Genomic DNA, 21,215 nt, shown 5'->3' with positions numbered 1-21,215 from the left:
GAGTTTTGGAGGCTCCCCTAGAGCCGCACCCCGGCACACGAGTCGCCTGCTGCGGTTGCTCCCTTCCGGGCCTGGCCGAGTTCACAGGTTATCATTGCGGGGGGACCCTAGGGTCACCATTGAATTTCTAGCAACATCAGTATGTCTCTAGAACGCGGAGGATTATCGCTTAAGCAGTATGGGGAATCAAGCCTTTAGCACAAACTAATTGAATTTTACGAGTTAAATGCGCAAGCAATAGACAATTGCTAAACTTCTGTATACTTGTTGCGCGTTTAAAGTGAGGTTGAATGTCAATATGGGGTTATTTAAACAAATGCCATTACTTTAACGTGAGTGCGCCTTTATTCTTTTGCAGCAATTTAGGCCCAATCCCTTTGACTTCGGCTAATTGGTCGATTGATTTAAAATTCCCGTGTTGTTTACGGTAAGCCACAATAGCTTGTGCCTTCTTCTCCCCTACACCTTTCAGTTGCTGTAATTGCTCAACGTTCGCCGTATTAATATTCACTTTTGAACTTGTTGACTTAGCCTTAGTTGCTTTGCTCGTTTCATTAACGGCTTTGTCTTTAGCGACAGCTTCTTTCACAACGCCCTTTTTAGCCACAATAGTTTGATTAGTGACGCCTTGCATATGATTAATTTCTGCAGCAATCCCTGCAATTTTAGCCTCAGCGACAACGGGCAAAGCGAGCAAGCTCATTATCATGACAAGTGATGACATTAGTTTCATTATGCACTCCTGTTAATTAGACCTTTAAAATTAGATATCGCCACTCAACTATAAGTGTCCTATTGCAATACCGCCTTGTTACTGAGAGTGGTCATTCTTAATTGCCTGTAGATACGCCTATAACTCGAGTTAGTTTATATCCTCTGTCGTAAGCCATAACCCATTACCAGTAAGAAATTGACGTTAATGAAGCACTTTAAGACTAAAAAAGCATCAATTATCATTAAGTTAAGCTATGTTTTGATCTCAAATATTGCATTTTTTAAAATCTCGCCTACATTAAGCACCTGTTTATTTGTTTGGTCGTTTCACGATGTCTGATTCATCTATTCCTCCCTCTGATAAAAATGCCATACCTAGCCCGTATGTCGCTAATCGCACTACTAAAACCAAATTTACAATTATTATTGTCGACTTTATTCTGCTCATTGCTTTATATAAATTTTTACCTTTTGAGCAAGGCATTAATACCGGTTTAGCCATGCTTTGTTTTGCTGCCATTCTTTGGTTAACTGAAGCAATTCACTTAAGTATTACTGCGATTCTTATTCCTATTTTGGCGGTTGTGTTCGGCGTTTTTAATACGCAAACAGCCATGAGTCATTTCTCTAACCCTATCATTTACTTGTTTTTTGGTGGTTTTGTGCTAGCAGCGGCACTGAACCAACAAGGAGTTGATAAACTGATTGCACAGAAGGTGTTGGTTGCATCTAAAGGGAAATTATCTGTCGCCTGCTTTATGCTTTTTGGCGTGACTGCATTTCTGTCAATGTGGATCAGTAATACCGCCACGACGGCAATGATGTTGCCACTAGCCTTAGGTATTTTAAGCCAGCTCGACAGCAAGACAGATCATAAAACTTACCTGTTTTTATTATTAGGTATTGCCTATAGCGCCAATATTGGCGGCATTGGTACTTTAGTCGGCAGCCCACCCAATGCGATTGCGGCGGCGCAAGTTGGCATTAGCTTTAGTGGTTGGTTAAAGTTTGGTTTAGTGACTGTTGCCTTACTTTTACCGTCAATGCTAATCGCGCTTTACTTACTTTTTAAACCTGACTTATCAGCCAAGTTTAATATCGATTTTCAAGCCACAAAGCTGACCATCAGCGCTAAGGCTACTCTGGTCATTTTTGTATTAACCGTACTCGCTTGGATCTTCAGCTTACCCTTATCTAAAGCGCTGGGTGGCTTAAGCCAATTTGATACCATTGTTGCATTAGCAGCAGTAGTCGTACTCGCTGGCTTAGGACTGGTTGATTGGAAGAAAATTGAAACCACCACTGACTGGGGCGTATTGATTCTATTTGGTGGCGGCCTAACGTTAAGCGCAGTTTTAAAAGCCACGGGTACCAGTGTCTTTTTAGCGCATTTAGTGACAGATTTATTCGGCAATACTCACATGGCACTGTTTACCTTAGTGGTAATATTTTTTGTGGTCATGCTCACTGAATTTGCCAGTAATACCGCTAGCGCGGCTTTGTTAGTACCTGTATTTGCTGCGATTGCTGATGCACTGGGCATCTCACCTGTGATGCTGTCAGTATTAATTGGTATTGCCGCATCTTGCGCATTTATGCTACCCGTTGCAACGCCACCTAATGCGATTGTATATGGCTCTGGATTTATTAAACAATCTGAGATGATCCGGGCGGGTATGGTCATTAACTTATTGAGTATGGTGGTACTTTATATTATCGCCCACTTATTCTGGCCAATTTAAACCTATAACAATCATCAGCGTTGTTAGCATAAGCCTGCAATTGCAGGCTTATTTTTTATCTAAAACTGACTCATTTTATCCTGTAATACTGTCAATTAACTTGCGCTAATGCCTGTGCTAAATCGGCAATAATATCCTCAGCATCTTCAAGCCCCGCCGAAATACGGATTAGGTTATCGGTAATACCTGCTTGCAATCGCATTTCTGGCGTATAAGGCGAATGGGTCATTGAGGCTGGATGTTGGATCAATGATTCTGCATCACCTAAGCTCACCGCAATTGAAAACAGTTGCAGTCGATTAATAAACGCTTGGCATTGGCTTAAATCAGCTTTTAATGTAAAGGCGACAAGTCCACCAGCAGCAACCATTTGTTGCCCAATAAAACGGTAACCAGCATCAGTTTCTAGCCCAGGATAAAACACCTGCTCAACTTGCGGATGCTGTTCAAGATATTCGGCAATTAACTGGGCATTTTGACAATGACGCTGCATGCGCACATCTAAGGTTTTCATCCCTCGTAAAATAAGCCAAGCATCATGGGGCGAAATCACTGCACCAATATCTTTTAAGCTGTGCATCCGTATTGGTTCTAAATGACTACAGTCACCACAAACTATACCGGCAATCACATCACCGTGGCCATTTAAGAATTTAGTCGCGCTATGCACAACAATATCAATACCAAAATTAATAGGTTGTTGCAGTAACGGGGTCATAAAGGTGTTATCAACCACACTGATTAATTGATATTGCTGCGCTATTTCGGCAATAGCTTGCAAATCATATACAGTGAGATGGGGATTAACGGGGGTTTCACAAAAAATCATACGGGTATTGGGTTGAATCGCATCACACACGGCCTGCATATTGGCAAAATCAACCAGTGACACTTGAATACCAAAACGCGGCAGGGTTTCTTCAACTAAGGAAAAGGTACAACCATAGATGGCTTGCGAAATAATTAAATGGTCACCTTGCTTAAATGCGCCAGTAAAGTCGCAGCAATAGCGCCCATGCCGGAGCCAAATGCAATAGCATCATTACAGCCTTCTAATAGCGCCATTTTACGCTCTAGCTCGGCAGTAGTCGGATTACCTAAGCGTGTATATATTGGGCCTGTTTGCTCACCACTAAATCTTGCGCCACCTTGCTCTGCCGTCTCAAATGCAAATGTGGCGCTCTGTACTAATGGACTCACTAATGCATTATGTTCATTAGCTTGATGTCCGCCATGAATAATCAAACTGGCAGGTTTTAGTTGTTTATTCATCACCATCCTCAGTAAGCATATATGGAACCAACATACTGAATTTTATGAAAATGAATAGCAATTAAGACAAATAGATCACTCCACCTTTGTAAAATCTTTGTTACGCGCCTTATTTTTAGATAATGCGCTGACCGAGAAGTCCTTTAACTCAGCCAATAAACTTTGATGTACCTTACTTAGTTTAGGGCGATTATCGTCAGAAAATGCGATTGGACGGCATAATGCCATGGCTTGATAACCTAAACGGGCTGTCAGCAATCCTCCCCCTAATCCTTGTGCAAGACGTGCTGATATTTTACCTGTCATTTCGACCGACAATAATTGGCTGCCTAAATCGACCACTATTTCGCTGCTACCCGCATAAATAATGTTATGAATGATCGACCTGATTAATTTGATTCGGCTCCAATAACCCAGCTCGATGCCATAACAGGCTGCTATTTGTCTTAGCATGCGCTGATTACGCCATAACATTAACGCCATATCTAATGCAGCCAATGGACTTGCCGCCAATAAAATTGCCGATTCAGCCGCATAACGACTAACAATTTTCTTCGCGCGCATATCTTGTGGCGTCACCACTAACTGTTCGTATAACGCCAATTGTTCAGCATCATTTTGCTCGTCATTAACATGTAGAAAATAGGGCTCTGTAACCTGAGGCGGTAAATTAGCTGATAATTGTTTGATAAACAGATCTGTTTCACCTTGCTGCACACTTAATTTAAGTCGTGCAGCCGTCTGTTGTAATTGCTCAGTCTGTTTTAAACGTTTTAATTGACGATATTCGCTGATGCAAATCTTCGCGCACCATAAGCCAATAATGGCTAACACAGCACTATAAAAGCCAAACAACCACGGACTTTGTTGCCATGCCGACAATAAACCTAATAAGGTTTGTACTACCACCACAGCCATCACGGCTAATATCACTAACCGTGTTAGCTTCGAGCGTTTTTTAATGGGTTTGATTACCGCTTCATCCATTAAAAATGGATCATTGTCTGGCAATAATTGTTCAACCTGCTGTTCAAACTCTACCTCATCAACACTAAACTGCTGACTCGGTTTTATATCTATTTCGCTAGTGCTGTCTGGCGTAAGATTAAATTCTTGCGCAGGTTTTAAGGCTGATTTATGTTGCATCTGTGACTCCTAAAGCAGCTTATCACCCAGTAAATACTGTAATAGATGATCTAATCTTATATGTTCAAAAGCTTGATTTGACTCATACTTTTTAGGTGCGAAGGCTTGAAAATGAAACCCTTGTTGATGCCAAAAACTGGCATTAGGGACTTCATCAGGTACTTGCCCCGGAAATAATGTCGTTGCAGCGCCATCATTTAAACGTGCCCCTGTAATGACTTCCACAGGTTGTCCATCTTGCTTAACGATGCCATGTTCGGTCGCTTTAATGGCACTGATCGCCATGGTTTCAACATGACAACCATCAAAACGGGCGTGTTTACGACTTGGTTGTAAAATACTGCTGAGTAATTTAACTAAACTCGATTGTTGATCACGGCTAACATGATCAACCTTGCTTGCCGCAAATAGTAATCGGTCGATACGTGGCGAAAATAGTCGCTTAAACCAACTGGATTGCCCAAATTGAAAACTCTGTAAAATTTGGTTTAACGCAAATGACATATCATTAAATTGCTGATGACCACGATTAAGTGCCGTCAAACAATCCACTAACACCACTTGCCGGTCAAACTTCGCAAAATAATCACGATAAAACGGCGTGATCACTTGTTCACAATAAGCGTTATAGCGCTTATTCAGAATTTGGTAGTAACTATTTTTATGAGCTTGCTGATATTGCTGATGCTGCTCATTGGATAGGGCTAATGGAAAAAACGCTAATACAGGTGCACCTTCGAGATCACCGGGCAGTAACATGCGCCCCGGTTGTGCGTAATAAAAGCCCTGCTTTAACACTAAATCTTGTAATAACTGTTGGTATAACTTGGCAATTGCATCTAGCACTTGTTCATCGGCATCTGCATTTAAATCAAGTTCAGCAAGTGCATCAGCATAAGCTTGATAATATGGCGAAGTTTGCCAAATAATTTGTCGACTAAATTGTTGCTCACACCATTGCTGATAAGTTAATTGCAGCATAGGTAAATCCAATAACCACTCACCGGGGTAATCAACTATATCAACATATAAAGTCGCGGTAGTAGTATCGGTTAATTTCGCCAGCAATCCTTGTTCGGGCTTATACTTTATCGCCAATCTAAGCTCGCTAATATTACGAGTAGATGATGGCCAACGTGGTGTTTCACTTAATAACAGCTGCATTGCCGTTTGATAATCAAAACTGGCAATCGACATATCAGGCTGCATTTGCCGCTTAATACCAATCAGTCGATTATGATGTGTGACTTGCCACAAAGGTAACTGATTCACTGAATCACCGGTATTGAGTAACTGATTAACCAAACCAGTAATAAAAGCAGTTTTACCCGCTCCAGATAACCCCGTTACGGCTAATCGAATATGATGATCATTACTGCGATGAATTAACTCTTTTGTTTGCTGACTAACTCGATTGAATGAACGAGACAAAAAACTCATATTGGCAACCTAGAAATGACATATCGGGATATACTTATTGTCATAGTATACAACCCGATATGCGATGGCGAGACTCTATTACAGATTGTTGATTTCACGTTTTAAATCATAATTATCAGAGGTTACATAACGTTCAATTCTTTGTAACCTTGTATCAAGCTTTTGAAACTGATTATTAATGTCTCTTAACGCTTGTTTTGCTGGTTCTCCAGCTTGCCATACCTTCTTCTTAATACCGATTTCAGGCTCCTGATGACTGGCTGTTGTTGATGGTTTAACATCTAATACCATCCATAACACCACATATACAACTAGGACTAAACCAGAACCGCCTAACAAGAATAGTGATGCAGCAATAATGCGGACTAACCAAACTTCGATATTAAAAAACTCTGCAATACCCGCACAAACACCGGCTATTTTGCCTTTCTTCTTATCACGATATAAGGTGCCATTATTATTTAGTTTCATGGCGCTGCCTCCAATCTGGACTGTCATGATCTAAAATAGTCTCTAATGTCACTATTCTTTGATTCATTTTCTCGGCTTGCTGCACAAGCTCATTCAGCTGCTTATACTCTTCTTCTGTTAATCCCTGCCCTACTTGGCGTTTACTGCGATAATGCAATATCAACCAAATAGGGGCAACGAATATAAGAAAGATGATAATCGGTGCGACTAAAAATCCCATATCCATTACTCCCCCTTGTCAACGTTAATTATTGATCTTGTTTGGTTTGCTTCATCTTCGCTTTAAGCGCTTCTAGCTCGGCTTTGACGTTATCTTCAGCTTTTAGTGCCGCAAATTCGTCATCTAATTTGTTTTTACCCAAATCATATGCCTCGACCTCAGCTTCAAGGCCCTCAACACGGCGCTCATATTGCTCAAATTTAAGCATTGCATTATCAATTTTGCTTGAATCTAGCTGACGCTTAACATCTAAACGAGATGTTGCAGTTTGCTTACGCAAGATAATTGTCTTTTGACGTGCCTTAGCGTCAGTTAACTTATCTTGTAGCTGCGAAACCTCTTCTTTTAAGCGTTCAATATGCTCTTCAACCACAATTAATTCGGCATGTAACGATTTAGCCATATCATTCGTTTTTTGTTTCTCAACTAATGCTGCTGTCGCTAAATCTTCCCGATCTTTTGATAACGCTAATTCAGCCTTTTGCTGCCAATCATTCACTTGAGCTTCGACTCGAGCAACTCGACGTAAAATCTCTTTCTTTTCAGCTAATACTTTGGCTGATGTTGAACGAACCTCAACTAAGGTATCTTCCATTTCTTGAATAATTAGGCGTACCATTTTTTCAGGATCTTCAGCCTTATCAAGTAAAGAGCTGATATTTGAATTAATGATATCGGCGAAGCGTGAAAAAATTCCCATAATACTTTCCTCATTTGATGTAGTTCAGTATTGATAATACACATAACGTGCCAACTTTTTAAAATTCTATAAAATCAGCATGTTAACTTAATTTTAAAGTTTTCCTTTATTTTAGCTAACGAGCTCTCTATTATAAATTTCACCAATTAATAGTGATAAAGACCAATTATTGTGACCACTAAATTCAAACAAGATAATCTGATTGGCCAGTCTAATGCTTTATTAGAAGTATTGGAGCATGTCTCTCAAGTTGCGCCTCTCGCTAAACCAGTATTAATTATTGGTGAACGTGGTACCGGTAAAGAGCTTATCGCTGAACGCTTACACTACCTATCTAAACGGTGGGATCAAAGCTTTATCAAGCTCAATTGTTCATCCTTAAGTGAAAATTTGCTAGAGAGTGAACTGTTTGGTCATGAGTCTGGTGCATTTACTGGCGCTAAAGGCCGCCATGAAGGTCGATTTGAACGTGCCGATGGCGGTACGCTATTCTTGGATGAGTTAGCAAACACGTCAGGATTAATTCAGGAAAAACTTCTGCGAGTGATTGAATACGGCGAATTTGAACGTGTGGGTGGCAGTAAAACAGTACAAACCGATGTCCGTTTAATTTGCGCCGCCAATGAAGACTTACCCACATTAGCCGAACAAGGTGAATTTAGAGCCGATTTACTCGATAGACTCGCCTTTGATGTTATCACCTTACCGCCACTACGTTGCCGCAGCGAAGATATTATGCCCCTGGCTGAATACTTTGCCATAGGCATGGCAAGACAGCTTCAACTTGAACTGTTTAGTGGATTTTCGAAGCAAGCAATCGCCCAATTAATGGATTATCACTGGCCGGGCAACATTCGTGAGCTCAAAAACGTAATTGAACGTAGCGTGTATCGTAATGACGATATTCAACAACCCATCAGCCAAATTATTCTAGATCCATTTGCATCACCTTATCGCCCAACAACGCGAATCAAAACCCTTAGCCGACAACAAACACCAGCCGCGATGAATGAAACTCATAATGAACCGGCGGCGGCCACTCAACCTGTGGAATCAAAAGCGCTTGAATTTCCAATGGATCTAAAACAACAATGTGAACAGTTTGAAATCGATCTACTGCAGAAAGCATTAGAAAACTTTCAATTTAACCAGAAAAAAACGGCGGAACAACTCGGATTAAGCTATCACCAGTTACGCGGTATCTTGAAAAAATACAATTTACTCGACAAATAGTCAGTAATTTAGCCTCAAAACCAAGGATATTGTGTGATTTTAAAGCAACATCACGATAAGCGATTGCTCAAAACAACAAGCGGCTGCTAAAATGTGATCTCAAGTCAAAAAATAATACATTATCAATGAATTTGCTGTTTAAACACTGCAGGTTACTGGTTGTTACCTTAAGCGTGAGTTTTCTCCTCATGGCATGCGATCAAAAGCAGCAGCCACCAGGATTAGTTTACTGCTCTGAAGGTAATCCTGAATCATTTAATCCTCAGTTAGTAACATCTGGTACCACAATTGATGCTACCGCCAATCAAATTTATAACCAGTTATTGAGTTATGACAATGCTACAGGCGCTTATTCGCCTGAGTTGGCAACCGCGTGGACAGTTTCTGATGATGGTTTAAATTACACATTAACCCTACGTCACAATGTGCAATTTCAGCATAATGCGCTATTTTCTCCGACTCGCCCATTTAATGCCGATGACGTTATTTTCTCATTTGAGCGAATTATCAATCCAAACCACCCATACCACGCCATCGCTAAACAGGGTTATCCATTTTTTCAAAGTGTCGGTTTTGACAAACAGATAAAATCAATCCGTAAACTGGCTGACGATAAAGTGGTATTCACCCTTTATCAACCTAACTCGACATTTCTAGCTAACTTAGCCACTGACTTTGCTGTCATTTTATCAGCGCAATATGGTCAACAATTACAACATCTACAACTACCTGAATTACTAGACAATCAACCGATAGGTACTGGTCCATTTGTATTACATAAATACGTGAAAAATGGCTATATTCGCTATTACCGGAATGATGAATATTGGGGCGACAAGGCCAAGATTCCACAGCTAGTATTTGATATTACAACGAAAAGCACCATGCGCCTTGCGAAGGTCATTACAGGCAGTTGCAGTATTTCTGCCTTACCTAAACCCGGTGAGCTAGCCGTTATTAATGACAACCCTAACCTTAAAATTGAGCGCAAGGTGGGTATGAATGTGGCTTTCTGGGCATTTAATACCGAAAAGCCGCCGTTTAATAATATCGAGGTACGCCGCGCACTTGCGATGGCGGTGAATAAACAAAAAATTCTTGATGCGGTTTATCAAGATACCGCTGAAATGGCTAATACTATGCTACCGCCATCATCTTGGGGATATTCTAATATTGCCCAAGATGACAGTTATGATCCCGTTGCGGCCAAGGCTTTACTTGATAGCACCGGTTATAAAAATATCACCATTGATATTTGGGCGATGCCGGTATCACGGGTATACAACCCCAATAGTTTAAAGACGGCTGAATTAATCCAAGAAGATTTAGCGAATATTGGCGTAAGAGCAATATCATCTCTTATGATTGGAGTGTATTTAATCAAAAGCTACACGCTACCAGTTATGATTCAGTATTAATGGGGTGGTATGCTGACAATGCTGATCCTGACAACTTTTTCTCACCGTTATTAAGCTGTAATGCACTTGCCTCAAATTCTAATGAAGCGAGATGGTGTAATCTGCAATTTGACCGTTTGATTCAGCGCGCTAAACAAACAACTGATCAGCAGCAAAGAAAACAGCTTTATCATCAAGTTGAAGAATTACTACAAAGCAAAATGCCGATAGTTCCCTTAGCCCATGCACAGCAATTACTGCTCACCCAAACCGATATTGAAGGGGTTAAACTGAGTACTTTTGGCTCTATTTCATTTAATCATGCCGAGAAAGTTAGCCCACAGGAGCAAGAGTAATGGGTATTTTCTTAATTAGACGCCTTAACCTCTTTATCGCCACCTCTATTGCCTTAATTGGCGTTTTATTTTTGGCGACCAGTTTATTCCCTGTCAGCAAAACCGTTGCTTTAGCAGGTATCACTTCACCATCATTGGCACAAGCACAACAAATAACCGACGACTATCAACTCAATAGTTCTGAGCTGGGTCAATTTATTGCGTATTTGAAACAACGTTTGTCTGGCAACCTTGGGATTTCAACCAGCTCACAGCATCCTGTTATTGATGAGTTAGCAGTGCAACTGCCAGCAACAATTGAGCTGATCACTGTCGCCAGCATTTTGGCCTTATTATTAGGGGTACCGCTGGGGGTATTATCTGCGCTAAGCCATAATAAACTCACTCAAAATAGTATTATGGTGATTACCTTAACGGGTTATTCGATCCCAGTATTTTGGTTAGGACTGACGCTTATTCTCTGGTTTGGTATCAAATTAGGTTGGTTACCAGTATCGGGGCAATTAAACTTGTTATATCAAATCAAACCCGTTACCGGCTTTATGTTAATTGACACTTTGATTTCTAACTCGCCGTATCATATTAGTGCCTTTTTAGATGCACTAAAACACATAGTCATGCCAGCCGTCACCTTGGCCATTCTGCCATTTACTGTGGTCGTACGTATTACCCGCTCCGCCATGACTCAAGTATTAAGCCAAAGCTATATTCGTGCAGCAGAAGCCCGCGGATTACCTACTCGCCGAATTATTATGCGTCATGCACTCCCCAATGCACTATTACCCGTACTTAAACAACTAGGCTTAATGCTTGGTCCATTTATGAGCTATGCCATTATTGTTGAAGTTATTTTTGCTTGGCCGGGCGTAGGTTCGTGGTTAGTGTCGGGCATTTACCAACGAGATTACACTGTGATTCAAGGCGGCATTTTAGCAGTCTCTTTATTGATTATTTTTGCCAGTATTTTAATTGAGGTCATTTACACCGCAGTTAATCCACTTAGTAGGAAAGAGCTTTATGCCAGCCATTAAAATTTACCAAGAGGAACATATCCCCTCGCCTAGACGTAAGCTATGGTTAAGCTTTTCAAGCAATTTCGTGGCATTAATTGGATTGTGGGTTGTCGGCTTACTTTTACTATTAACGATTTTAGGTCCATTTATTGCGCCCTATTCACCTGAATTCCAAGATCCGAATGCTTTGCTCTTGCCGCCATCATGGGATCATCTTGGTAGTGTGTCACACTTTTTAGGTACCGATGATTTAGGCCGCGATATTTTTAGCCGCTTATTACATGGTGCGCATCTTACCTTTGGTATGGCACTCGCTATCGTAGCAACAGCATTATTGACCGGATTTATCATCGGCTCTATTTCAGGCATGATGACAGGTCTAAAAGCCAGTATTTTAGGGCATATGCTTGACTCGTTACTGTCAATTCCATCATTACTACTTGCCATTTTAGTGGTAGCGATTACAGGCCCCGGACTTGAAAATGTATTCTGGGCTGTGGGACTGGCATTAACACCGCAGTTTATTCGGGCAATTCATCAAGCAGTACATGATGAGTTACAAAAAGAGTACGTTACTGCAGCCCGTCTTGATGGCGCAACATCATTACAAATTTTTTGGCATGTGGTTATGCCTAATGTGTGGGAAATTATTATTATCCAAACCACATTAGCCATTTCAGCAGCAATTCTAGATATCGCCGCATTAGGATTTTTAAGTTTAGGTGCGCAAGCACCCAGTCCAGAATGGGGAGCGATGGTTGGCCAAGGCTTAGATAATTTACTTACTGCACCTTGGGCGGTCACTATTCCTGGTTTAGCCATTTTAGTCAGTGTGCTAGCCATTAACTTAGTTGGCGATGGCTTAAGCGCCGCGTTAACACCAATAAGAAGCTAATTATGCCGTTACTGGATATTAGAAACTTAACCATTGAACTCGACACACCCTATGGTCGAGTCAAAGCCTTAGAAAAAGTCAGTTTGACACTTAACCTGCTGAGATCCACGGTTTAGTGGGTGAATCTGGCTCGGGTAGAACATTGCTTGCTCGTGCTATTTTAGGTATTCCAGAGCCGAATTGGAGCATCACTGCTGACCGCATGATGTGGAATAACCAAAATTTAATGGACATGAGCCAAGCTGAGCGACGATCACTCATGGGCAAAGATATTTCGATTATCTTCCAAGATCCGTCTAACTGTTTAGATCCCGCTTTAGAAGTTGGCGAGCAGCTTATTGAAGCAATGCCAACCAACAAATCATTACCGTTTTGGCGTCGCGCTAAAGATAAAAAGCTAAATGCAAAAAACTGGCTCCGCAAAGTGGGCGTTAAAGATCCTGAGCGCCTAATGAGCAGTTATGCGTGGGAGCTATCAGAGGGCGAATGTCAAAAAATCATGATCGCGATGGCAGTTGCTCACCAACCTCGGCTATTAATTGCGGATGAGCCTACCAATCAAATGGAGCTCAATACTCAAGCGCAAATTTTTAGATTACTGACTAAACTTAATCAACTACAAAACGTATCGATTCTATTAATCAGTCACGAACTCGAAAAAGTGGCACAATGGTGTGAGAATCTAACGGTGATATACAGTGGTCAGGTGATGGAATCTGGCCCTACAGCATCAATTATGAGCCATCCGTACCATCCTTATACCAAGGCATTAATTGAAACCATCCCCGATTATGATGAATCCATTAGCCACAAAGCTTTACTGCCAACCTTGCCCGGCTCGCCGCCAGCATTGCAGCATCCACCTATTGGTTGTCGTCTTGGCCCTCGCTGCCCTGAAGCGCAGAAAAAATGTGTTCATCAGCCGAAGCTATGCCACTATAAAGACCGCTATTATGCGTGCCATTTTCCATATGAATTAGAGCAAAATAATGACGACGCCACTTCTTAAAGTTAATCAGTTAACCAAGCAGTATGTCACTGGCCATCGGTTTTTTAGACGCCAATACACCGAAGCATTAGCGCCTATTTCGTTCGAGTTAAATCCCGGTGAAACCTTGGCCATTTTAGGTGATGCAGGCTCAGGAAAAAGCACCCTTGCTCGCATTCTCGTGGGTGCAGAAAAACGCACCAGTGGTGAGATATTCTTTGAAGGTCTAGCCCTTGATAAAAAAAATATAAAACAGCGCTGCTGTTTTATTCGAATGATTTTCCAAGATCCTAATACCTCATTAAATCCAAGACTGACCATTGGTCAGTTATTGGAAGAACCCTTAAAATTCACCACGGATATGACCCCAGCGGCTCGTGAGCGCATGGTCATAGAAACGTTACGCAAAGTAGGTTTATTGTCAGAACATGCCGATTTTTATCCGTATATGATTTCAGAAGGACAAAAACAACGTGTTGCAGTAGCTAGAGCGTTAATGCTTAACCCTAAAATTATTATTGCTGATGATGCCTTAACAGAATTAGATCTTTCGGTAAGATCGCAAATTATTAATCTGTTATTACAATTGCAAAAAGATTTAGGCTTAGCCTATGTATTTGTATCACATAACTTGAAAATTATTCGCCATATTAGTGATAAAGTCATGGTTTTAAAAGATGGTGTGATGGTTGAAAAAGGCTCCACAGAGCAAGTATTTACCGACCCACAGCACGAATTTACCAAACGACTATTACAAGAACAAAATGATTTTTACAGCCAAAAATAACCTTAACCTTGGCATATTTCTAAATGAACTGAATAAAACACCCAGCTAATTTAAGAATATATGGTTAAGCGATTGCAGTGTCTACTGCTCCAACCACTGCTAAAAGCCAAGGTTAAACTAAAATAATAGTGCCATTTTATGGCTGAAATTATTATGCTATCAGAATCTTTCGAAAAAGAAGCTAACTTATGATTATCAAACCTAAAACTCGTGGTTTTATTTGTACCACAACGCATCCAGTAGGCTGCGAGGCCAATGTAAAACAACAGATCGAATATACTAAAAGCCAAGATCCAATTGTTGATGGTCCAAAACGTGTATTAGTCGTTGGCTCATCTAGTGGCTATGGTTTATCTTCAAGAATTGCCGCAGCATTTGGCAGTGGAGCAGCACCATTGGTGTCTTTTTTGAAAAACCAGGCACAGAAACTAAACCCGGTACTGCAGGTTGGTACAATTCAGCAGCATTCGACAAATTTGCTAAAGCAGAAAATCTTTATTCAAAAAGTATTAACTGTGATGCATTTAGTCATGAAGCAAAACAAAAAACAATTGAGCTAATTAAGCAAGACCTAGGTCAGATCGATATGGTGGTATATTCACTGGCTTCACCAGTGCGTAAAATGCCAGATACTGGTGAAGTAATTCGCTCAGCACTAAAGCCTATTGGTGAGAATTACACAGCAACAGCAGTCGATACTAATAAAAATATCATTATTGAAACCAGTGTTGAGCCTGCATCAGAGCAAGAGATTGCCGATACAGTGACCGTAATGGGTGGCCAAGATTGGGAACTATGGATTGATGCATTAACTGACGCTGGTGTACTTGCTGATGGATGCAAAACCGTTGCTTATAGCTATATCGGTACTGAGCTAACATGGCCTATCTACTGGCATGGTGCATTAGGTAAAGCCAAGATGGATTTAGATCGTGCAGCACATGAGCTAAACGCTAAACTGTCTGCAACTGGTGGAAGTGCTAATGTTGCCGTATTAAAGAGTGTGGTGACTCAGGCAAGCTCTGCAATTCCAGTCATGCCGCTTTATATCGCAATGGTATTTAAGAAAATGCGTGAAGAAGGCCTACATGAAGGCTGTATGCAACAAATTTATCGCATGTTTAGCCAACGCCTTTATAAAGCAGACCATAGCGCACCAGAAACTGATGCTGACAACCGTTTACGTCTAGACGATTGGGAACTACGCGAAGACATTCAGCAGCACTGCCGCGATCTATGGCCACAAGTGACAACTGAAAACCTTAATGAACTCGCTGACTACTTAGAATACAAAGCTGAGTTCTTAAGTTTGTTTGGTTTCGGTATTGAGGGTATCGATTATGAGCAAGATGTGAATCCTGCGGTAGAGTTTGATGTGATCCAACTCTAATATATTGATATTACTTTGAAAAGCCACATACTTGTGGCTTTTTTTTATGGCTTTTTATTTCGCAAAATACTAAATTACAAGCTCTTCAACTAACTGACTTATTTTCTCCTATACTTTAATTCGTCAGTTTTTATTATTTAGGATATATAAACATGCAAATCAGCGCACGTAACTCTCTACAAGGTACTATCAAAGCAATCTCTGAAGGTACTGTTAACAACGAAGTGACTATCGAACTAGCACCAAACGTTGAACTAACTGCAATGGTAACTAAAGCATCTTGTGACCGTCTAGGTCTAACTGTAGGTGGCTCAGCTTACGCACTTATCAAAGCTAGCAGCGTAATGATCGGTATCGATTAATTATTTGCCACGCAGTTAAAAGCCAGCATTAATGCTGGCTTTTTTGTACTATTTTTTGCTTAAGTACCATCTATAAACTCATGATAAATCGTACAAATAAATTACAACAAGTTATTTAACTCGTTCATCTATACATTCATCAGAACCCATTTCAAATTCACGACATATCCAAGGCCGATTCTCATAAATAGTACACATTAACGTGTTTCTATCCAAAGCGGCACACCAACCATCATCAAGTCGCATGAGTGTCTCACTGCCATACTGATCACGTGTGATAAATTTTTCAGGAACACCTGTATCTGAAATAATCATCACTTCAAGGCGGCAGCAGCATGCTCTACAATTTGAGCAAGATATATTCGAGGAAGAGAGTTTTTTAATTGGTATCATCATGAGTAACTACAATTTGATCAATTTTATATAATACCGTAAATTTAATACAAACTGCCTATCTTTCGTGATAAAGCTTAATTTCTAAACCATAACGCTAGCAATTTCCCCCCAAAGAACTAAAAAATACACCGACATTTCCCCGCAGACGTTGATCGATACTCCAATTCGCTACTGACTATATTAGTATCTCAGCTTAAGCTGCCTACCCCAACACGATTAGCGATTGCTAATTAAATATTGCATTGCTAGGTTATTGCACATACCTATTCGTTCAACGACATTGATAGTTCATTTGAATCGATTATCTGCATCATTCAATTATAAGGAAATCAAAGCATGCTAAAAATACTCCCTTTAGCCCTACTACTTTTTGTTTCGGGCTGTATATCAACTCCGGCATCCATTTCTTTCAAAGGTAAAACAGTTAATACCTACAGCGTTGCCGCTAGCTGCAAAGATATGCAGCTTGATACTGATTGCTCTGCAATTACTGGTGCTACTAAAGACATTTCTATCGATAATATCCCTCTTCGGATTGCCAGTGGAGAGAATGGTAAGGTTATTTTTGTAATGGCAGCCAGTATCTTTGGCACTGATGAGTCCACATTAACCCAAGGCGCCTCTGCAATTGAAAAGCTACTGATATCTAAAGGGATTGTCATTACTGCTATTAAAGTCATGTATGGAGGTAATGATGTTTACGGCGTACATTATCAATTAAATTCAGATGGATATTCAATTTTAAGCAAGTTGTCAATTTAAGTAATGCTTAGCAATAACTTCAGCAAAGATAAGACTGATTAATTTGCAATGAAAACAACATGCTAATCTTAGTTTTTCAAACCATAAAAGGAATTATTAATTGCTAGATTCATTTATAGTGCTAATAAGCACCGCAGCTATTTTACTTGGCTCACCAGGGCCAGCCCCATTAGCCCTTGCCGCAACAGGCGCTGCATTTGGAATAAAAAAAGGAACACCTTTTTTAGCAGGTATTTTAATAGGCCTTAGTGTTGTGATTATAGCGGCAAGCATGGGCTTAGCTACAATATTCACACAATACCCTAACGTCAAAATAGTGTGTAAATCGATTGGTGCAGCATACATACTTTATATCGCTTATAAAATAGCTTCAGCACCTATTATTGTGACTAAAAAAACTCAATCACTACCAAGTTTTAAAGATGGATTTATTTTAAATTTATTCAACGTTAAGGCTTATGCTGCTTTTTTAGCTCTATTTTCCCAATTCCTATTACCACTTTCAAATCCATCTATTAGTTATCTTACCACAGCGGTTACTTGTCTTGCTGTCGCCACTATTGTCGACATGCTGTGGCTGATATTGGGTAGCTTAATAAGACCGATATTTTCAAAACCTAGGCATGCCAGAGTGATCCGTGTCCTTTTTTCAATACTCATGGTAATAGCAGTTGCTTATACGTTGATCTAAATCACTAGAAAGCAAGGGTCTTATAAGCAATATTTGAGAGAGATTAATTTCATCCTTTTAGCGTGCCACCACTTATTGCAATAGCATCAGCCCTAAAAACGTTAAATACAGAACGGTAGCGACTCAATGTTTAATAAAATTATGAACCACGTATTTCAACTTTCCATGGCGGATTCAAACGATTTTCACCAGCCCAGTATAATTTGATTTTATTACCTGATGGATCTTTTAGTATCGCTTCTTTCCAAAGGTATCGTTGTTCTCTAGGTTGCAGCTCAAATTGAACGCCTTTTTGAGAAAGGATGGAACAAAACTCATCTAAATGTTCATGTTCAAAGTAAATAACAGCACGATTCTCAAAATGATCGCTTTCTAGTGATAAGGAGAACGTAGCATTCCCCTTTGGACAAGAAAACCTAGCATAATGTGGCGTATTTACGATTTGAGTAAAGCCAAGCAAGAGATAAAACTGTACAGCATCATCCATATTGCTTACGGGTAATGTAACTTGATTAAGTTCCATTTATTCTCCTAGAATATTTTTAAAGCTAATAAACACCATTATCAACAACTAATTTATTATGTTTCAAATTAGCTATCTTAATTTTGCTAATTATATTTTATAACTCAATTTAGCTCTGTGACTCAATTTTTAGACATAAAAAAACCAGCGCCTGAGCGCTGGTTTTTAATTTAACTCACTGTTGATTATTCAGCAGTATTGTTCTGTTGTGCTTCTTGAGCTTCCTCAGCGGCTTGTTCAGCTGCAGGGTAAGCAATCTCAGCTTTAGCACGTAATGCAGCCACTACTGCAGTGTAGTCAGCTTGTGCTAGCTGTGAAGTTAAACGTTGCTCTAATGATTTTACGGTATTCTCGTCTACATCAGATACAGTATTCACTTTGTCTAACACAACAACAGCATAACCTTGTGGTAGGCTCACGGTATCAACCACAGCGCCTTTAGTTGGTGCTGGCATCTGGAATGCTTTATTGATAATACCCGCGGCAACATCTTGAGCTGTACGACTGACTTCAGTTTTAGCGGTTAAGCCATCAACTGATGTACCCGCTTTAATCTGCTTCATGTCTTCAGCCGCTTTCGCACGCGCTAGCTCATTTGCTTTTTGCTGCTTAAGCGTTGCAACCACTTGAGCTTTAACTTCATCAAACGTCATCGTGCCAGCAGGCTTATGTTGATTGATGCGGATAACCACAACATGATTAGGTGCAATTTCTAGTACATCACTGTTCTCGCCATTAGCAAGCACTTGCGCAGAGAATGCAGCTTTCATAATTGCAGGTGCATTGAAAGGTGCAGGTGCATTATTACGACTAAATAACGGTGTTGTTTGTACCTTGGTGTTTAGCTCAATTGCTGATTCAGATAAAGTATCTGGCACTTCATAACTTGAGTCAGTTAGTTTTTGCTGTAAACCGTAGAACTCGTTATCAGCCTTCTGCTGCTTAATTTGAGCAACAATTTTATCTTTCACTTCAGCAAGTGGTGCTGTTGTACCTGGCTGAACATCTAACAACTTGATGATGTGGTAACCATATGGTGTTTCAACAACTTGTGAGAATTGACCTTTCTTCAATGAGAAAAGCGCTTTATCAAAGCTTGGATCCATCACACCTGGTTCAAACCAATCAAGCTCACCGCCTTTTTCTGCACTGAATTGATCGTTAGAATCTTTTTTAGCTAAAGTAGCAAAATTTGCGCCGCCTTCAAGTTGCTTGTAGATAGCTTCTGCTTTCTCTTTTGCTTTAGCCTTATCACCGCCGAAATCAATTAAGATATGAGCAGCTAGACGCTTTTCAGCAGTTTGATAAGAACTCTTATGCTCGTTGTAATACGCTTCAACTTCAGCATCGGTCACTTTGATGTTTTGAGCTAACTCTGCAGAATTTAAATCTACATAGTTAAGGCTAATCATCTCTGGACGAACGTACTCACCTAAATGATTTTCATAGTAAGCTTTCGCTTCAGCATCAGTCACTTTTACATCAGCAAGGAATGGTTCGGTATTAACCATTAAATACTGAATATCGCGTGTTTGATTTTGTAGCTGAGCCAAACTCTTAGCTTCACTTGGTAATACAAACTCTGAACCAACCATACCGCTAACAAGTTGATTACGAGTCATATCCACACGCATCATCTCAATAAATGCAGGCTTGCTATAACCAAGTTGCATCATAATTGCGTTGAAACGAGCGTCATCAAACTTACCATCGGTTTGGAAAGCTTGTTCTTGTAGGATTGCATCTCTAATTTGTGAATCAGAAATACGTAAACCAAGCTTATTGGCAGCTTGATCTAATAATTTTTCAGCAATCAATCGCTCTAACACAGCTTGTTTAATACTTTGTAGGTAGCTGTCGTTAGCTGCAAGCGAATCAAACATTTCACCTAACTGTTGTTGTAAACGTGAGCGTTCGCTTTGATAAGCTTGTTCTAATTGATTTTTTGTAATAGCTTCACCGTTAACAGTCGCAGCAGGTTCGTCAGTTGACGAGCCCAAGTAACTGCTCACACCAGCAAAAGCAAATGATAGGATCACTAGCACCAAAATGCTTTTGGCTATCACGCCCTGTGAACCTTCGCGGATCTTCTCTAACATCTGATTTCTCGCTTGTTGCGATTATAAAAAAAAGGCGCATCTAGATGATGCGCCTTAGTGTAAAAATATCGGAGTATTCAGACGCAACGTTAAGAAACCTCCCAACTCCAGAGGAGAAACGTATTTCTCCTCTCCCTAATCCATTAATTTAACAGATTAGAAGCCTACTAAGGCTCGACTAATTAAAATTAGTTTACTGCGTCTTTAAGAGCTTTACCTGCTTTGAACGCTGGGATCTTAGCAGCAGCAATCTTGATCTCTTTACCAGTTTGTGGGTTGCGACCAGTGCGCTCTGCGCGGTCACGAACTTCAAAAGTACCGAAACCAACAAGAGAAATCTTATCGCCTTCTTTTAAACCGTCAGTAACTGCAGCAATGAAAGAATCTAATGCGCGGCCAGCAGCAGCTTTAGAAATGTCAGCACCAGAAGCGATTTTCTCGATTAGTTCAGATTTGTTCATGTCATCCCCTTGAATGTAAATTTTCGCACCGCAACCAAATCCATATATAGAGCGGTATGCGGAGGCTTTTATAACAAGCTTGCTAAAAAAGTGCAAGCTGAGTTTGAAAACCAAAAAATTAAATTTATATATTCTAAAAACCAGTCACAACAAGGGC

The 21,215-nt window shown here is 40.3% G+C and carries 18 protein-coding genes, 1 other RNA gene and 4 pseudogenes; 11 read left to right on the top strand and 12 right to left on the bottom strand.

Going from position 1 to position 21,215, the window contains the following annotated elements; translation table 11 throughout:
• Positions 1-14: 14 nt before the first annotated feature.
• An RNA gene (gene ffs, locus JCM15074_RS23935) (signal recognition particle sRNA small type) lies at positions 15-111 on the bottom strand.
• Between the two features lie 211 nt (positions 112-322).
• Positions 323-733, bottom strand: a complete 411-nt coding sequence (locus JCM15074_RS23425) for a ComEA family DNA-binding protein (RefSeq protein ID WP_025820102.1) — start codon at positions 731-733, stop codon at positions 323-325.
• Between the two features lie 313 nt (positions 734-1,046).
• Here JCM15074_RS23425 and JCM15074_RS04355 point away from each other — a divergent pair, with 313 nt between their 5' ends.
• Entirely contained in the window at positions 1,047-2,456 is a 1,410-nt protein-coding gene (locus tag JCM15074_RS04355) for a DASS family sodium-coupled anion symporter (RefSeq protein ID WP_025820101.1), read from the top strand.
• 91 nt (positions 2,457-2,547) lie between these two features.
• Here JCM15074_RS04355 and JCM15074_RS20880 read toward each other — a convergent pair.
• From JCM15074_RS20880 to pspA, 6 genes and pseudogenes are all read right to left on the bottom strand, one after another.
• Positions 2,548-3,728: pseudogene (locus JCM15074_RS20880) on the bottom strand (trans-sulfuration enzyme family protein).
• Between the two features lie 75 nt (positions 3,729-3,803).
• Positions 3,804-4,874 carry a TIGR01620 family protein gene (locus tag JCM15074_RS04345; protein WP_025820099.1) on the bottom strand — a complete coding sequence of 357 codons (1,071 nt, stop codon included), beginning with the start codon at positions 4,872-4,874 and terminating at the stop codon, positions 3,804-3,806.
• A gap of 9 nt (positions 4,875-4,883) precedes the next feature.
• The gene (locus JCM15074_RS04340) at positions 4,884-6,314 is read right to left on the bottom strand and encodes a YcjX family GTP-binding protein (RefSeq protein WP_025820098.1); all 1,431 of its coding nucleotides are present in this window, start codon (positions 6,312-6,314) and stop codon (positions 4,884-4,886) included.
• A gap of 78 nt (positions 6,315-6,392) precedes the next feature.
• Positions 6,393-6,785, bottom strand: coding sequence for an envelope stress response membrane protein PspC (gene pspC, locus JCM15074_RS04335; RefSeq protein WP_025820097.1), 393 nt, complete (start codon positions 6,783-6,785; stop codon positions 6,393-6,395).
• Positions 6,772-7,011 carry an envelope stress response membrane protein PspB gene (gene pspB / locus JCM15074_RS04330; protein WP_025820095.1) on the bottom strand — a complete coding sequence of 80 codons (240 nt, stop codon included), beginning with the start codon at positions 7,009-7,011 and terminating at the stop codon, positions 6,772-6,774. The genes pspC and pspB overlap by 14 nt, the downstream gene beginning before the upstream one ends.
• A gap of 22 nt (positions 7,012-7,033) precedes the next feature.
• Complete coding sequence (pspA, locus tag JCM15074_RS04325; protein ID WP_025820094.1) at positions 7,034-7,705, bottom strand: phage shock protein PspA; 672 nt, start codon at positions 7,703-7,705, stop codon at positions 7,034-7,036.
• A 171-nt stretch (positions 7,706-7,876) separates the two neighbouring features.
• Here pspA and pspF point away from each other — a divergent pair, with 171 nt between their 5' ends.
• From pspF to JCM15074_RS04285, 8 genes and pseudogenes are all read left to right on the top strand, one after another.
• On the top strand, positions 7,877-8,938 hold the full coding sequence (gene pspF, locus JCM15074_RS04320; RefSeq protein WP_025820092.1) for a phage shock protein operon transcriptional activator: 1,062 nt from the start codon (positions 7,877-7,879) through the stop codon (positions 8,936-8,938).
• Positions 8,939-9,063: 125 nt separating this feature from the next.
• A pseudogene (locus JCM15074_RS20875) lies at positions 9,064-10,691 on the top strand (ABC transporter substrate-binding protein).
• Complete coding sequence (locus JCM15074_RS04310; RefSeq protein WP_025820091.1) at positions 10,691-11,722, top strand: ABC transporter permease; 1,032 nt, start codon at positions 10,691-10,693, stop codon at positions 11,720-11,722. Before JCM15074_RS20875 ends, JCM15074_RS04310 begins: the two are co-directional and overlap by 1 nt.
• Complete coding sequence (locus tag JCM15074_RS04305; protein ID WP_025820089.1) at positions 11,709-12,599, top strand: ABC transporter permease subunit; 891 nt, start codon at positions 11,709-11,711, stop codon at positions 12,597-12,599. The genes JCM15074_RS04310 and JCM15074_RS04305 overlap by 14 nt, the downstream gene beginning before the upstream one ends.
• 2 nt (positions 12,600-12,601) lie before the next feature.
• Positions 12,602-13,608 (top strand): annotated as a pseudogene (locus JCM15074_RS20870) (peptide ABC transporter ATP-binding protein).
• Positions 13,589-14,374: a peptide ABC transporter ATP-binding protein gene (locus JCM15074_RS04295; protein ID WP_025820088.1), complete on the top strand. Its 786-nt coding sequence runs from the start codon at positions 13,589-13,591 to the stop codon at positions 14,372-14,374. The pseudogene JCM15074_RS20870 and the gene JCM15074_RS04295 overlap by 20 nt, the downstream one beginning before the upstream one ends.
• A 188-nt stretch (positions 14,375-14,562) precedes the next feature.
• Positions 14,563-15,764 (top strand): annotated as a pseudogene (gene fabV, locus JCM15074_RS20865) (enoyl-ACP reductase FabV).
• Positions 15,765-15,916: 152 nt separating this feature from the next.
• A complete protein-coding gene (locus JCM15074_RS04285) occupies positions 15,917-16,126 on the top strand; it encodes a TOBE domain-containing protein (RefSeq protein WP_025820086.1) in 210 nt (69 codons plus the stop codon).
• 111 nt (positions 16,127-16,237) lie between these two features.
• On the opposite strand, the gene JCM15074_RS23930 is transcribed toward JCM15074_RS04285, so the two are convergent.
• Complete coding sequence (locus JCM15074_RS23930) at positions 16,238-16,522, bottom strand: YkgJ family cysteine cluster protein (RefSeq protein WP_084266950.1); 285 nt, start codon at positions 16,520-16,522, stop codon at positions 16,238-16,240.
• Between the two features lie 336 nt (positions 16,523-16,858).
• On the opposite strand from JCM15074_RS23930, the gene JCM15074_RS04280 reads away from it, so the two are divergent.
• Together JCM15074_RS04280 and JCM15074_RS04275 are read left to right on the top strand one after the other, a co-directional pair.
• Positions 16,859-17,284 (top strand): hypothetical protein, encoded by a 426-nt coding sequence (locus JCM15074_RS04280; protein ID WP_025820085.1) that lies wholly within the window; start codon positions 16,859-16,861, stop codon positions 17,282-17,284.
• A 100-nt stretch (positions 17,285-17,384) separates the two neighbouring features.
• The gene (locus tag JCM15074_RS04275; protein WP_025820084.1) at positions 17,385-17,975 is read left to right on the top strand and encodes a LysE family translocator; all 591 of its coding nucleotides are present in this window, start codon (positions 17,385-17,387) and stop codon (positions 17,973-17,975) included.
• Positions 17,976-18,114: 139 nt separating this feature from the next.
• On the opposite strand, the gene JCM15074_RS04270 is transcribed toward JCM15074_RS04275, so the two are convergent.
• From JCM15074_RS04270 to hupB, 3 genes are all read right to left on the bottom strand, one after another.
• Complete coding sequence (locus tag JCM15074_RS04270) at positions 18,115-18,498, bottom strand: VOC family protein (protein WP_025820083.1); 384 nt, start codon at positions 18,496-18,498, stop codon at positions 18,115-18,117.
• 185 nt (positions 18,499-18,683) lie between these two features.
• Positions 18,684-20,597: a peptidylprolyl isomerase gene (ppiD, locus tag JCM15074_RS04265; RefSeq protein ID WP_025820082.1), complete on the bottom strand. Its 1,914-nt coding sequence runs from the start codon at positions 20,595-20,597 to the stop codon at positions 18,684-18,686.
• A 188-nt stretch (positions 20,598-20,785) separates the two neighbouring features.
• Entirely contained in the window at positions 20,786-21,058 is a 273-nt protein-coding gene (gene hupB / locus JCM15074_RS04260; protein WP_025820080.1) for a nucleoid-associated protein HU-beta, read from the bottom strand.
• Between the last annotated feature and the right edge of the window lie 157 nt (positions 21,059-21,215).

Source organism: Shewanella marina JCM 15074, from assembly GCF_000614975.1.
GTDB lineage: Bacteria > Pseudomonadota > Gammaproteobacteria > Enterobacterales > Shewanellaceae > Shewanella > Shewanella marina.
The sequence above is the reverse complement of the archived record's forward strand: the minus strand, read 5'-3'. Positions and strand labels throughout refer to the sequence as shown.

Excerpts from the sequence above, each read along its gene's own strand:
- JCM15074_RS04270 (WP_025820083.1), bottom strand. The coding sequence starts at position 18,498 with ATGGAACTTAATCAAGTTACATTACCCGTAAGCAATATGGATGATGCT.
- JCM15074_RS23930 (WP_084266950.1), bottom strand. The coding sequence starts at position 16,522 with ATGATGATACCAATTAAAAAACTCTCTTCCTCGAATATATCTTGCTCA.
- JCM15074_RS04345 (WP_025820099.1), bottom strand. The coding sequence starts at position 4,874 with ATGCAACATAAATCAGCCTTAAAACCTGCGCAAGAATTTAATCTTACG.
- pspC (WP_025820097.1), bottom strand. The coding sequence starts at position 6,785 with ATGAAACTAAATAATAATGGCACCTTATATCGTGATAAGAAGAAAGGC.
- ppiD (WP_025820082.1), bottom strand. The coding sequence starts at position 20,597 with ATGTTAGAGAAGATCCGCGAAGGTTCACAGGGCGTGATAGCCAAAAGC.
- hupB (WP_025820080.1), bottom strand. The coding sequence starts at position 21,058 with ATGAACAAATCTGAACTAATCGAGAAAATCGCTTCTGGTGCTGACATT.
- JCM15074_RS04285 (WP_025820086.1), top strand. The coding sequence starts at position 15,917 with ATGCAAATCAGCGCACGTAACTCTCTACAAGGTACTATCAAAGCAATC.
- JCM15074_RS23425 (WP_025820102.1), bottom strand. The coding sequence starts at position 733 with ATGAAACTAATGTCATCACTTGTCATGATAATGAGCTTGCTCGCTTTG.
- JCM15074_RS04310 (WP_025820091.1), top strand. The coding sequence starts at position 10,691 with ATGGGTATTTTCTTAATTAGACGCCTTAACCTCTTTATCGCCACCTCT.
- JCM15074_RS04305 (WP_025820089.1), top strand. The coding sequence starts at position 11,709 with ATGCCAGCCATTAAAATTTACCAAGAGGAACATATCCCCTCGCCTAGA.
- JCM15074_RS04355 (WP_025820101.1), top strand. The coding sequence starts at position 1,047 with ATGTCTGATTCATCTATTCCTCCCTCTGATAAAAATGCCATACCTAGC.
- pspB (WP_025820095.1), bottom strand. The coding sequence starts at position 7,011 with ATGGATATGGGATTTTTAGTCGCACCGATTATCATCTTTCTTATATTC.
- pspA (WP_025820094.1), bottom strand. The coding sequence starts at position 7,705 with ATGGGAATTTTTTCACGCTTCGCCGATATCATTAATTCAAATATCAGC.
- JCM15074_RS04280 (WP_025820085.1), top strand. The coding sequence starts at position 16,859 with ATGCTAAAAATACTCCCTTTAGCCCTACTACTTTTTGTTTCGGGCTGT.
- JCM15074_RS04295 (WP_025820088.1), top strand. The coding sequence starts at position 13,589 with ATGACGACGCCACTTCTTAAAGTTAATCAGTTAACCAAGCAGTATGTC.
- JCM15074_RS04340 (WP_025820098.1), bottom strand. The coding sequence starts at position 6,314 with ATGAGTTTTTTGTCTCGTTCATTCAATCGAGTTAGTCAGCAAACAAAA.